16 protein-coding genes are annotated in these 12,806 nt (G+C 59.7%); 10 read left to right on the forward strand and 6 right to left on the reverse strand.

Annotated elements, in window-relative coordinates:
* Positions 1-3: 3 nt before the first annotated feature.
* The 3 genes from PSH96_RS18805 to PSH96_RS18815 are packed head-to-tail and all read right to left on the reverse strand — an operon-like array spanning position 4 to position 3,548.
* A complete protein-coding gene (locus PSH96_RS18805) occupies positions 4-981 on the reverse strand; it encodes an ABC transporter permease (protein WP_017138769.1) in 978 nt (325 codons plus the stop codon).
* Entirely contained in the window at positions 978-2,531 is a 1,554-nt protein-coding gene (locus PSH96_RS18810; protein WP_065911833.1) for a sugar ABC transporter ATP-binding protein, read from the reverse strand. Before PSH96_RS18810 ends, PSH96_RS18805 begins: the two co-directional genes overlap by 4 nt.
* A gap of 57 nt (positions 2,532-2,588) precedes the next feature.
* Positions 2,589-3,548 (reverse strand): sugar ABC transporter substrate-binding protein, encoded by a 960-nt coding sequence (locus PSH96_RS18815; RefSeq protein ID WP_305454290.1) that lies wholly within the window; start codon positions 3,546-3,548, stop codon positions 2,589-2,591.
* Between the two features lie 494 nt (positions 3,549-4,042).
* On the opposite strand from PSH96_RS18815, the gene PSH96_RS18820 reads away from it, so the two are divergent.
* From PSH96_RS18820 to PSH96_RS18830, 3 genes are all read left to right on the forward strand, one after another.
* On the forward strand, positions 4,043-5,131 hold the full coding sequence (locus PSH96_RS18820) for an asparaginase (RefSeq protein ID WP_305454291.1): 1,089 nt from the start codon (positions 4,043-4,045) through the stop codon (positions 5,129-5,131).
* Between the two features lie 186 nt (positions 5,132-5,317).
* Complete coding sequence (locus PSH96_RS18825) at positions 5,318-5,566, forward strand: DUF1654 domain-containing protein (protein ID WP_017138765.1); 249 nt, start codon at positions 5,318-5,320, stop codon at positions 5,564-5,566.
* A 4-nt stretch (positions 5,567-5,570) separates the two neighbouring features.
* Positions 5,571-6,260, forward strand: coding sequence for an endonuclease (locus PSH96_RS18830; RefSeq protein WP_200432885.1), 690 nt, complete (start codon positions 5,571-5,573; stop codon positions 6,258-6,260).
* Between the two features lie 31 nt (positions 6,261-6,291).
* Here the strand turns inward: PSH96_RS18830 and PSH96_RS18835 are convergent, their stop codons facing one another.
* On the reverse strand, positions 6,292-6,657 hold the full coding sequence (locus PSH96_RS18835; RefSeq protein ID WP_069786629.1) for an SPOR domain-containing protein: 366 nt from the start codon (positions 6,655-6,657) through the stop codon (positions 6,292-6,294).
* Between the two features lie 262 nt (positions 6,658-6,919).
* On the opposite strand from PSH96_RS18835, the gene csrA reads away from it, so the two are divergent.
* From csrA to PSH96_RS18850, 3 genes are all read left to right on the forward strand, one after another.
* A complete protein-coding gene (gene csrA, locus PSH96_RS18840; RefSeq protein WP_003192511.1) occupies positions 6,920-7,114 on the forward strand; it encodes a carbon storage regulator CsrA in 195 nt (64 codons plus the stop codon).
* A 209-nt stretch (positions 7,115-7,323) separates the two neighbouring features.
* Positions 7,324-7,587 (forward strand): hypothetical protein, encoded by a 264-nt coding sequence (locus PSH96_RS18845; RefSeq protein WP_305454292.1) that lies wholly within the window; start codon positions 7,324-7,326, stop codon positions 7,585-7,587.
* A gap of 94 nt (positions 7,588-7,681) precedes the next feature.
* On the forward strand, positions 7,682-7,978 hold the full coding sequence (locus PSH96_RS18850; protein WP_305454293.1) for a hypothetical protein: 297 nt from the start codon (positions 7,682-7,684) through the stop codon (positions 7,976-7,978).
* A 19-nt stretch (positions 7,979-7,997) separates the two neighbouring features.
* Here PSH96_RS18850 and PSH96_RS18855 read toward each other — a convergent pair whose 3' ends face one another.
* A complete protein-coding gene (locus PSH96_RS18855) occupies positions 7,998-8,675 on the reverse strand; it encodes an HAD family hydrolase (RefSeq protein ID WP_305454294.1) in 678 nt (225 codons plus the stop codon).
* Between the two features lie 221 nt (positions 8,676-8,896).
* Here PSH96_RS18855 and PSH96_RS18860 point away from each other — a divergent pair, with 221 nt between their 5' ends.
* The 4 genes from PSH96_RS18860 (at position 8,897) to PSH96_RS18875 (ending at position 12,149) form a co-directional block, all read left to right on the forward strand.
* On the forward strand, positions 8,897-9,667 hold the full coding sequence (locus PSH96_RS18860) for an alpha/beta fold hydrolase (protein ID WP_138814692.1): 771 nt from the start codon (positions 8,897-8,899) through the stop codon (positions 9,665-9,667).
* A 110-nt stretch (positions 9,668-9,777) separates the two neighbouring features.
* Positions 9,778-10,038 (forward strand): DUF2790 domain-containing protein, encoded by a 261-nt coding sequence (locus PSH96_RS18865; protein ID WP_305454295.1) that lies wholly within the window; start codon positions 9,778-9,780, stop codon positions 10,036-10,038.
* Between the two features lie 42 nt (positions 10,039-10,080).
* Positions 10,081-10,752 (forward strand): heavy metal response regulator transcription factor, encoded by a 672-nt coding sequence (locus PSH96_RS18870; RefSeq protein ID WP_065911817.1) that lies wholly within the window; start codon positions 10,081-10,083, stop codon positions 10,750-10,752.
* Positions 10,749-12,149, forward strand: coding sequence for a heavy metal sensor histidine kinase (locus PSH96_RS18875; RefSeq protein WP_305454296.1), 1,401 nt, complete (start codon positions 10,749-10,751; stop codon positions 12,147-12,149). Before PSH96_RS18870 ends, PSH96_RS18875 begins: the two co-directional genes overlap by 4 nt.
* A gap of 15 nt (positions 12,150-12,164) precedes the next feature.
* On the opposite strand, the gene pcp is transcribed toward PSH96_RS18875, so the two are convergent.
* A complete protein-coding gene (gene pcp, locus PSH96_RS18880; RefSeq protein WP_305454297.1) occupies positions 12,165-12,806 on the reverse strand; it encodes a pyroglutamyl-peptidase I in 642 nt (213 codons plus the stop codon).

Here is a 12,806-nt window from a genome sequence, read left to right on the forward strand (position 1 = left end):
GGTTCAGCCCCGCCGACTGGCGCGCTGGCTGCGGTAGGTGTCGAGGACCACGGCAATCACGATTACGGCGCCGGTAATGATGCGTTTGGTGGGCTCCGTGGCACCGATCTGCGCAAGGCCGGCGGCCAGCACCGAAATAATCAGCACACCGAAGAAGGTGCTGATAACCGAACCACGTCCACCCATCAGGCTGGTGCCGCCGATCACCACGGCGGCGATCACTTGCAGCTCCAGGCCGGAGCCGGCATTCGGGTCCGCCGCTTCCAGGCGGGAAATCTGGAACAGCGCCGCCACACCGGCCAACAGGCCCATCAGGCTGAACACCAGGATCTTATAGGGCTTGGGGTTGATACCGGCCAGGCGCACGGCTTCTTCGTTGGTGCCGATGCCGATCAGGTAGCGGCCGAACACGGTACGGGTCAACACCAACTGAGCCGCGATGATCACCAACAGAGCAATAATGAACGACGGCGAAATCCCGAAAGCCACCGGGTTCGACAGCCAGGCATAGGAGTCACCGATATAGGCGGTGCGCGAGCCAGTCATCTGGTAGGCCACGCCACGCGCCATTTCCAGCACGCCAAGGGACACGATAAACGACGGAATGCGCCAGGCCACGGTAATCGAACCGGTGATGGTGCCTGCCAGTGCGGCGCAGCCCATCCCCAGCAACGCGGCCGGCAACACACTCCAGCCCCAGCCGAGAATCGCCACGCTGACCGCCGAGGCAGCCAATGCCAGCACCGAGCCCACCGACAGGTCGATGCCGCCGATGATCAGGATGAACGTCATGCCCACGGCCAGCACCATCAGGTCCGGGATCTGGTTGGCCAGGGTGCTGAAGGTGTCATAGGACAGGAAGTGGTCGCTGAGCACCGAGAACAGCGCAATCATCGCGAGCAAGGCGCCGGCCAGCCCCAGGTAGGTGCCCAGGCCGTAGAAGTTGCCGCCGGTTTTGCCCGGGGAAGAGGTGGTTTTCATGGGGTTTCCCTAAGCACTGCGTCGTTGAGCAGCGCGTCACGTTTCTGATAGCCGGCAAAGGCGGCGGCGAGCAATTCGTCCTGGGTCCAGCTGTCGCGCTCGAAGGTCTCGATCAGACGCCCGGCGGACAGCACACCGATGCGATCACAGATCAGCATCAATTCGCGCAGGTCACTCGATACCACCACCAGCGCTTTGCCCTGGCGCGTCAATTCGCCGAGCAAGGCATAAATGTCGAACTTGGCGCCGACGTCGATGCCACGGGTTGGCTCATCGAACAGCATTACCGCGCAGTCGCGCTCCAGCCAGCGGCCAATCACGACCTTCTGCTGGTTGCCGCCCGACAACTCGGACACCAACTGCGCCGGGCTGGAACTGCGGATGCGCATGGCGTCGATCTGGCGCTTGGCCAGGGCGGTTTCGTCGCGGCTGTTGACCACGCCGCCACCGGAGATTTCCGGCATGTTGCCCAAGGCAATGTTGGCGCTGATGGATTGGGTCAGCAGCAGGCCTTCGCCCTTGCGGTCTTCGGTGATCAGCGCGATGCCATGGCCCACTGCGTCCACCGGCGAGCGAATGCTCACCACCTGGGCTGGCGAACCCAGGGCCACGGTGCCGCTGTCGGCCAGGTCGGCACCGAAGATAAGACGCAGCAATTCAGTGCGGCCGGCGCCGATCAGGCCGGAAATGCCATAGATCTCGCCGGCACGCACCTCAAAGGATACATCGCGAACCTTGTCCGAACGGGTCAAGCCTTTGACCGTCAGCGCCGGGCCGCCGATGGTGCGCGGCCCCAGGTCGATGTGCTCACCCAGCTCGCGGCCGACCATCAAGGTCACCAACTGCTCGCTGTTGTAGTTGGCCATCGGCTCGACGCACACCAGCTTGCCGTCGCGCAGTACTGCGATGCGCTGGGCAACACGGGCGAGCTCTTCAAGCCGATGGGAAATATAAATGATCGCCACGCCCCGAGCCTGCAGACGGGTGATTTGTTCAAAAAGCATCTCGACTTCACGGGCGGTGAGCATGGCCGTGGGCTCGTCGAGGATCAGTACATGGCAGTCGCCGATCAGGTTACGGGCGATCTCGACCATCTGCTGATGGCCAATGCCCAGCGTCCCCACCAGGGTGTCCGGGTCGATCGCATCCAGGCCAACCTGGGCCATGGCTTCAATTGCGGCTTTACGCAGTTGTTTGCGGTTGATCCAGCCACAGTTGCGGGGCAGGTTGTCCAGGAACAGGTTTTCGGCCACGGTCAGGGTCGGCAACAGGTTGAGTTCCTGCATGACCATGCGCACGCCCAGCTCTTCAGCCTGGGTGCGGCTGCCGGGCCGGTAATCCTGGCCATTGAACTGCATGTGCCCGGTGGTCGGCGTGACCAGCCCGCCGATGATTTTCGACAAGGTGCTTTTACCTGCGCCGTTCTCACCGGTCAGCGCCAGCACTTCCCCGCGATTGAGCGTCAGGGTGATGTCGGACAGCACCGGTTGGGCATAGGTCTTGCCGATACCGCTGACCGAGAGGACAGCGTTCGGGGCGGAAGATGACATAGGAAAATCTCCAGGCGCCCGCTCAGGACGAGCGGGCGCTGTTGGGTGCTGCCAGGATTACTTCTTGAGGACGAGTTCGACCGGGGTTTCGATCATGCCGTCAACCGCGTCGACTTTTTCACCCTTGACCAGCTTCAGCGCGTTCTGGATACCGAACACCGCTTGCTGGGCAGCAGCCTGGTCGGCCGTTGCGAGTACACGGCCGTCTTGCAGCATCGGCTTGATAGCTTCGATATTGTCGTAGCCAACAACCAGTACTTTGCCTGCCTTGCCTGCGCCACGCACGGCGGAGACGGCGCCCAGTGCCATGTTGTCGTTACCGGCCAGCAGTGCCTTGATGTTCGGGTTTGCCTGGAGCATCGCCGCGGCAATCGAGTTGCCCTTGTCGATTTCCCACTCACCGGACTGGGTAGACACGATTTTCATGCCAGCGGCATCCATCGCATCCTTGAAGCCCGCGGTGCGTTGCTGGGCGTTGGTGGTGGTGGATACACCTTCGATGATGGCAACTTCATCACCCTTGGTGAGGTGCTTGGCCAGTTCTTCACCGACCAGGCGCGCGCCCTTGCGGTTGTCAGGGCCTACGAAGGGGATATTCAGGGATTTGCTTTTCAGCACGTCCACATCCAGGCGGTTATCGATGTTGACGATTTTGATGCCTTTATCGGAGGCCTTTTTCAACACGGTGACCAGCGCCTTGGAATCAGCCGGAGCGATCACGATGGCGTTTACCTTGGCGAGGATCATCTGGTTGACGATATCGATCTGTGCGCTGGTGTCGGTTTCGTTCTTGATCCCGTTGGTGATCATGTCGAAATCGGCAGCGTGTTCTTTCTGATAAGTCTTGGCGCCGTCCTGCATGGTCACGAAAAATTCGTTGGCCAGGGACTTCATCACCAGGCCGACCTTGGGTTTGGCGGCGGCGTCATCGGCAAAGGCAGAGGAAAGGGGCAGAGCAGCGGATGCGGCGGCAAGCACAGCGACAGCAAGAAGACGTCCAGCAAATGGCAGCTTCATGGGTTCACTCCGATCTTATGATTATTGTGAGCAACGCTTGCACTGTGAAACATCTCGCAAACGTTTGCGTTGTTCAAACTATGAGAACCTTGTCGAGATTTGTCAACGGGTGAAAAGCGTCTTTCATCCAGGCGCTCCGTTACCTTCCCTTACACTCTGCAGGTCGCAGGATTAAACCTCAGCTTCTCCCCGTCGTTGTCTAAAACGACAGGCTATGGCGCCCAAGTCACACACCCACCATTGATATTCCATCATGGTTTCCGGACAACCGAACGCAATACCACCTTGCTGTTCGGAATGCCGGACGAGCACGCTGCCCACTCATCTTGAAATTCAATATAAGTTGTTTTAAATCAACACGTTAATTTATGACTGCGAACATCCTGGGCTTGGTACAAATCCTGCTCTTTCCATGCACCTCGCGGCATTCAGAACGGCCCGGGTGTTCTCGATGAACCTGCTACAGCACTCATCAAAAACCAGAGAGAAAAATAATGAAATCTGCACTGAAGACTTTTGTTCCGGGCGCCCTCGCCCTTCTGCTGCTGTTCCCCGTTGCCGCCCAGGCAAAGGAAGTTGAAAGCAAGACCAAACTGTCCAACGTGGTGATCCTCGCCACCGGCGGCACCATTGCTGGCGCCGGCGCCAGTGCGGCCAACAGTGCCACGTACCAGGCGGCCAAAGTCGGCATCGAACAACTGATCGCCGGCGTGCCTGAGCTTAGTCAGATCGCCAACGTACGCGGCGAACAAGTGATGCAAATTGCGTCCGAAAGCATCAACAACGAAAACCTGCTGCAACTGGGCCGCCGTGTTGCCGAGTTGGCCGACAGCAAGGACGTGGACGGTATCGTGATCACCCACGGCACCGACACCCTGGAAGAAACCGCTTACTTCCTCAACCTGGTGGAAAAAACCGACAAGCCAATCGTGGTAGTCGGTTCCATGCGCCCAGGCACCGCCATGTCGGCGGACGGCATGCTCAACCTGTACAACGCCGTAGCCGTTGCCGGCAGCAAAGACGCGCGCGGCAAGGGCGTGCTGGTGACCATGAACGACGAGATCCAATCGGGTCGCGACGTCAGCAAAATGATCAACATCAAGACTGAAGCGTTCAAGAGCCCATGGGGCCCGTTGGGCATGGTGGTTGAAGGCAAATCCTACTGGTTCCGCTTGCCTGCCAAGCGTCACACCATGGATTCCGAATTCGACATCAAGACCATCAAGAGCCTGCCGGACGTTGAAATCGCCTACGGTTACGGCAACGTGAGCGACACTGCGGTCAAAGCCCTGGCCCAGGCCGGCGCCAAAGCCATCATCCACGCCGGTACCGGCAATGGTTCGGTGTCTTCCAAGGTAGTGCCAGCCCTGCAGGAACTGCGCAAGCAAGGCGTGCAGATCATTCGTTCTTCTCACGTGAATGCCGGCGGTTTCGTTCTGCGCAATGCCGAACAGCCTGACGACAAGTACGACTGGGTCGCCGCACATGACCTGAACCCACAAAAAGCCCGGATTCTGGCGATGGTTGCCCTGACCAAGACCCAGGACAGCAAAGAGCTGCAACGGATGTTCTGGGAATACTGATCCCCGGTAACACGGGTAGAGGCGGGTTCACCCGCTTCTACCTCTCCTCTTACACCTCGATACAACTCCCCACGCTGCATGACCTCGCTGAAAACGCTGCCAGACAAACCTCCTGAATTTTAAGCAGTTGCGAAAATCGTAACAGTTAAATACTGTATGCCCGTACAGCACACTAAGGAATACTCCGTGGCAACGTCCTCTTCTGCAGCGCCAACCCCTGACGCGTACGCACGCCTTGCCGTTCGCGTGCAAAAAATCATCAATTCGACCAATGCCCAAAAAGCCAAGGCTGCCTTGATCTTCCGCTTGCCGGATGAGCCTGAGGAGGAATGGGCGCGTTTGCTGGAGGAGATTGCGGAGAACGACAACGTCACCCTCGCCTACCGGGATGACGGCGGCGTGCAGATTTTCTGGGTTGTGCCGAAGGAAGATTGATTCAATGAGTGGCCGTTTTATCGCTGTTTTTTGCCTGTTTTTTGCCGTTACAGCCCACGCCCAGGCGCCTCGAACCTTCAGCGAGGCGAAGAAAGTCGCCTGGAAGCTCTACGCCCCGCAATCCACGGAGTTCTACTGTGGCTGTAAATACACCGGCAACCGGGTGGATTTGAAAGCCTGCGGTTACGTACCGCGTAAAAACGCCAACCGTGCCGCGCGCATCGAATGGGAACATATCGTCCCGGCCTGGCAGATCGGGCATCAACGCCAGTGCTGGCAAACCGGCGGGCGCAAAAACTGCACGCGCCATGATGATGTGTTCAAACGCGCCGAGGCCGACCTGCACAACCTGGTGCCAAGCATTGGCGAGGTCAATGGCGACCGTAACAACTTCAGTTTCGGTTGGCTGCCGGCGCAACGTGGGCAGTACGGCTCATGCCTGACCCAGGTAGATTTCAAGGCCAAAAAAGTCATGCCACGCCCGTCTATTCGCGGAATGATCGCCCGAACGTATTTTTACATGAGCAAACAATACGGCTTGCGCCTGTCAAAACAGGACCGCCAGTTGTATGAAGCCTGGAACAAGACCTATCCGGTGCAACCCTGGGAGCGCCAGCGCAACCAGACTGTGGCGTGCGTGATGGGGCGCGGTAACGAATTTGTCGGCCCGGTGAACCTTAAGACCTGCGGTTAAGCGTGGGCGGGGTTGCCGCCCACTCTGCCGGTTATTGCGCAGCCTTGTGCTCGATAACCTCGGATTCGGTATCGTTTTTCTTGGCACGTGCGAGCTTTTCGGTCAGCAGCGCCTGCTTGGCTTCAGCCTCGGCCTTGCTCGCGAACGGGCCTAGATACACCTCGTCCTTGCCGTCTGTTTTGACGATATAAAAATTGAAACCATGTTCGAGCAGCCAGGCAGTCAGGTCGGTGATTGCTTGCAGCTTATGGCCGGGCGGGCCTACCCACACGTCCCATTCCTGAGCGGCAATCGCCCCGGTTTGTGGCTGGCTTTCGGTCACGGCAGGCTTGGCCTTGGGGGCGTCAACCGGTTTACCTTCACCGCAACCGGCCAACGCCAACACCGCAATTGCCATCGCTACTTTACGCACTGCCCTGCTCCTTTAAGGATAAAGAGGCAACTTTATCATTCACTGTCTATTCTGGCCGTCATAAACGTTGGCTTAAACAATGCGAATGATGTATCGCAGACCTGTATGATGCCGCCATGGGAATTAATGTCGCCTCTATGCGTCCTAAAAGAGGCAGTCACAGGGAAGCGCTTAGCAGTAAGCTACACACATCCGACACCTGCCCTGTCTGAAACATGTGTCCTTAAAAGTAATCAAGGAGAAGTCCATGCTGATACTCACCCGCAAAGTTGGTGAAAGCATAAACATCGGTGATGACATCACGATCACCATCCTGGGCGTCAGCGGCCAGCAAGTACGAATCGGCATCAACGCCCCCAAGGACGTTGCCGTGCATCGCGAGGAGATCTACCAGCGCATTCAGGCTGGCCTGACCGCTCCGGACAAAAACCAGACTCCTTGACGCTTCACTCAGTAGCCAGCCTTTTCGTTCACTGTGATGGCTGGCGAAGACCCTTCCTCACGCTCGCGGTTCCTGTATGACCGGCGTGCTCTGTACTTTCAGCTACGCTGCAAGATGAAACTGTCTTGGCGACTGGAACTTGTTGCGTAATTCGCAGCCGAATTCCCTGACTATTACCCTGCCATCAGTGTGCGTTCAGGAGCACGTCGATGAGGCCGATTGCAAAACAGCCGCTTGTATCCAAGTCCTGGGGGATCGCCCTGCTGATAGGGCTGGCCTTCGTGGTGCTGGGATATGGCGTGAAGTTCGAGATCGAAACGGTCAGCGATCCCGGCAAACGTTCGTCGCTGGACCTGACACTGTTCTTGTGCGGCTATCTGTTCGTGTTCTGCCTGAAGCCTATTCAGAAAGCCATTTTGCGCAAATTATGCCAGCGTGCCGCGCAACGTGAGCATCCGAAAACCGCACGTTGATGGCCGCTAATCTGCTATCAGACTGCCGGTATTTACAGGTCGGCGGCAGAATCTATGCTTGGGCTTGCACGATTTCTGAAAGGCGTTGACGCAGATGGATACCCTCAGCAAATCTCAAATCGAAGCGGCCCTGGCGGCGCGTTTGCCCAGCTATATGATCACCTGTACGTTACACACTGACGGCACCCTTTCCGCCATCCTTAGTGGCCCGGAAACCGACCATTTCGCGATTACCGGCATCGTGCGCGCGCACTACCGTGGCCCCGAGGCGATTGCCCGGCTTGCCAATGAAATCCTCAGGGAAATGGTGCTATCGCGCCAAGGCATCAAGAACAGCCGACTGCAGGCGCCACCCGATTCCCCTTCCTGCGCACAAAGCCGAGACCGATAACGGGCTCGGCTTTTTCGTTTCAGCCTTCCAGGCGCTGCAAGCGCAACGTGCCCTCTGCGTCGCGCTGAACCTGCAGCCGCTGATAGTCGTTAATGCAGGCATGCGCCGTGGCGATCGGCGTCAGGTGTGTAGCGGTGACGACCAGCACATCCGCGCCGGCCGCCTCCCCGGCACGAATCCCCACCGAAGCGTCTTCGAACACCAGGCAATCCTGCACCGGCACACCCAGACGCTGGGCGCCCAACACGTAACAGGCGGGATCCGGCTTGCCGCTGGCAACGTCCTCGGCCGTTACCAGCACAGCGGGGGGCGCGATACCTGCCGCTGCCAGGCGACGTAACGCCAGTTCCTTGGGCGCAGACGTGACCAGTGCCCATTGATCACCGGGCACGCTATTCAGAAACTCGACAGCACCGGGAATCGCCACCACGCCCTCGACATCGTTGATTTCCGCCTCGGTAACCCACTGCGCTTCAACGTCGGGATCCACACCTGGCAGCGCCTGACGGGTAATGGTGTCAATGGCGCGTGCGCCATGAATGGTGGCCAGGAACGCCGCCGCCTCCAGACCGTGGCGTTCAGCCCAGATGCTCCACACACGCTCGGCGGCGGCAATGGAGTTGAGCAAGGTACCGTCCATATCGAACAGGAAGGCGCGGTAACGCTGGTTAAACACAACTGAACCTCGGATGGACACTGCGTGGCTTCCTCATAGGCGGTAACAAATAATTCGCCCGATGCAATCTACGGGTCACCTTCTCGCTTGTAAACGCCAGTAGCACCTGGCGGACCTGGCGTTTGGATTACAGGTTTGTAATGAACCTGTAAGCCTTGTCAGCACCCTCGCTTCATACAGTGGCGTCGTCAGTCACCCACATCGGGTGGCACAACTTCCCACAGATGATGAAGGGCCGCACGATGAAACCTGCTAGCAAACTCTGCCTGATCGCCGCCAGCCTGTTGATGCTGGGCACCGGCACCGCCATGGCCGGCACTGTCGCGCCGGTCAAGGCCAACAACGTGGTACTGGTGCACGGCTCCTGGGCTGACGGCTCAAGCTGGTCCGAGGTGATTACGCGCCTGCAGGCCGCCGGGCTGCATGTGACCGCCGTCCAGAACCCGCTGACTTCGGTGGCCGATGACGTCGCTGCCACCAACCGCGTGCTGGACCAACAGGACGGTCCTACCGTGCTGGTCGGTCACTCCTACGCCGGCACCGTGGTCAGCGATGCCGGGGCGAACCCCAAGGTCAGCTCACTGGTGTATGTGGCCGCCCGCGCACCGGACGCCAACGAAGACTTCGTCGCCCTGTCTGCCAAGTACCCCAGCACGCCGGTGCGCGCCGGTGTCGTCGAGCACGACGGTTACCTGACGCTGAACCAGGACGCCTTCCTCAAGTACTTCGCCGCCGACGTGCCGCGCGCCAAAGCCCTGGAGCTGTTCGCCGTACAACAGCCGATCGCCAAGACCCTGTTCAGCGGCCGCACGGTGAATGCCGCCTGGCACACCAAACCGTCGTGGTACGCGGTGTCGAGCAATGACCAGACCATCAACCCGGACCTGGAGCGTTTTCTGGCCAAGCGCATGAACGCCACCACCATCGAACTGCCGTCGAGCCACTTGTCGCTGGTGTCCCACGCCAAGGAAATCACCGACCTGATCCTTGAAGCGTCCGGCCGCCAGCCTTAAGCCACGCATTACAAACTTGTCATCATCCTGTTGGTTGGCTGTTTGGGGTGCCTGGTTACTGTGAACTCACTGCCAGCCCCGGCAGCCAACCCTTAAAGAGAGCTACTGCCATGAAACTGTTTATTTTCGGCTTTGCCGCTTTGCTTGCCACCGGTACCGCGTTCGCTGCCGACACCGTCCCCGACGCTAACGTGATCCACGACAAAACCGGCTTCTTCGTGCACCTGGACGTGGCCAAAGTGCTGTCGAGCACCGACACCTACGGCCAGTGCGGGATCGTCCCGGCGCAACTCAAATACCTCGACTCCCAGGACCGCGAACACGTGCTGGACTACCAGGTACAAGGCATCGGTTGCGCCAGTGACAATTGATCCGGCTACACTTGCGCAACGCAACGAACCAGGGCATTTCCCATGAACATCCTCGTAGTCGAAGACGAACCCAAGGCCGGCAATTACCTGCTCAATGGCCTGCAGGAACTGGGGTACTCGGTGAGCCTCGCCCGCGACGGCGTAGACGGCTTGCACCAGGCGCTGGAAACGCCCTTCGACGTGATCGTGCTGGATGTGATGATGCCGAAAATGGACGGCTGGGAAGTGCTGCGCCGCCTGCGCAAAGAGGCCGACACGCCGGTGCTGTTCCTCACCGCTCGCGATGACATCGCCGACCGTATCAAAGGCCTGGAACTGGGCGCCGACGACTACCTGATCAAGCCCTTCTCCTTCGCCGAGCTGGTCGCGCGCTTGCGTACCCTAACGCGTCGCGGCCCGAGTCGCGAAGAAGAACAACTGCACATCGCCGACCTGCAGATCGACGTGCTCAAGCGCCGCGTCACCCGCAGCGGCACGCGCATAACGCTGACCAACAAGGAGTTCGCCCTGTTGCACCTGTTCGCCACGCACCAGGACCAGGTGTTATCACGCTCGATGATTGCTTCGCGGGTCTGGGACATGAACTTTGACAGCGACACCAATGTGGTCGACGTCGCCGTGCGGCGCCTGCGCCTGAAAATCGACGACCCGTTCCAGCTCAAGTTGATCCACAGCGTGCGGGGCATCGGCTACCGCTTCGACACCCAGCCATGAACCGCCGCCGCCATTATTCGCTGACCCTGCGCCTGGCGTTGATCTTCGCCCTGCTCGCCTTCGCCCTGCTCGCCACCTTGGGCGTTGCGTTGTACCGCGAGCTTGAGCGTGAGTTGATCAAGCGTGACGACGCCGCGCTGATCTATCGCGCCGACCAGTTGCGCAACCTGCTCAACGACAGCAACACCCTGGACCTGATCAAGACCAAGCCGGAGCTGTTCCAGAACATGCTGGGCAACAGCGAGTCGGTGCTGAGCATCGCGGCGCCGGGGCAAAAGCCGTTGCTACTGGTAAACCCGGGCAATATTGCAATGCCGGATGTGCCGCCTGTGCCCACCAACCGTGAACTGGGCTTTGCCGACGTGCACCATTTACCCGGTATCAATGGCGTGCCCTTCGCCACCGTGGCCGCGTCCATCGCCTCGGGCGACCTGGGCAGCCTGCAAGTCACCACCGGGCGCCTGATGACCGAACGCACGGCGATGCTCGCCAGCTATCGCTTGAGTGTGTTTATCCTCGCCAGCATCGCTGCAGTCATCCTCGCCATCGTCAGCTACCTGCTGGTGCACCGCGGGCTGGTGCCGCTGCGGCGCCTGGCCGTGCACACCCAGGGCATCGGCGTGGGCAACCTGGCCGAACGCCTTGACAGCCACGGCGCGCCCAAAGAGCTGCTGCCGATGATCGACGCCTTCAACACCATGCTTGAACGGTTGGCCAAGGGCTTTGTACAACTGGGCCAGGTGTCCACCGATATGGCCCACGAGCTGCGCACGCCGATCAACAACTTGCTGGGAGAAACCCAGGTCGCCCTGCAACAGAGCCGTAACGTCGAGAGCTACCAGCAACTGCTGGCGTCCAATGTCGAAGAACTCGAACGCCTGGCGCGAATGCTCGACAACATGCTGTTCCTCGCCCGCACCGACCCGGCCAGCGCACTGCGCCAACGCCAGGAACTGAATGCGGCGGATGAAGTGGAGCGTATAGCGGACTACTTCGAAGGGTTGGCGAGCGATGTGGATATTCACATTCAGGCCGAAGGCGAAGGCCTGATCTGGGCCGAACCGATGCTGTTGCGCCGCGCACTGGCAAATTTATGTGCAAACGCCATCAAGTACGGCGCACCCAGTTCGCAGTTGCTGATTCAGGCCATTCCAGACGCCGAGGGTATCCACCTGCGCGTCAGCAACCAGGGGCAGACCATTCCCGCCGAGCATTTGCCGCGCCTGTTCGAGCGTTTTTACCGGGTGGATGAGTCGCGGGAACGTTCTGCCCAATCGAACGGGCTGGGGCTGTCGATCGTGGCGACCATCATGCAGCTGCACAACGGTCGCTACAGCGTCACCAGTGAGGCCGGAGTGACCTGTTTTGAGTTGTTTTTCCCCAGGCGCGAAGCCTGAACACCGCGAGCCGGGTCAACTGACCTGGCCACCGGCCTGCACCACATCAACCTGTGTGCTCCATGCCACCTGCACCGCCAGGCGCAGGCCTTCAATGGTTGTCACCAATGGCATCGATGCCAGCCCGGTTCCCACCACCTGCTCCGGCAGGTTCGGCACATGGATGAAGCCACTGCGAACCCCCGTACCGGCCAGCGCATGCTGCAACAGGTAAAAAACCTGATTGCACACAAAAGTGCCCGCCGTCTGCGAAACCGCCGCAGGCACCCCGGCCTCGCGCAGCGCCTTGACCATGGCCTTGATCGGCAGTGTGCTGAAGTACGCGGCCGGCCCATCGACCACCACCGGCGTATCAACGGGTTGCGCACCCAAGTTGTCTGGGATGCGCGCGTCGTTAACGTTGATCGCCACCCGCTCCATGGAAATGCTGTCGCGCCCAGGCCCGAGCCCCGTAGCGATCACCATCGCCGGGCGCAATTGGGTGATCCACTCAGCCAGGCACTCCCCCACCAAGGCAAATGCACAGGGCAGTCGGCGCGCAACAATCTGCACATCCTCACCCAATAGCATCCCATCCAACTGGCGCACGGCCTCCCAGGACGGGTTGACCGGGTCTTGATCAAAGGGCTCGAAGCCCATCAACAGTAACGTTTGCAT

The sequence above is a fragment of the Pseudomonas sp. FP2338 genome (assembly GCF_030687515.1).
GTDB lineage: Bacteria > Pseudomonadota > Gammaproteobacteria > Pseudomonadales > Pseudomonadaceae > Aquipseudomonas > Aquipseudomonas salomonii.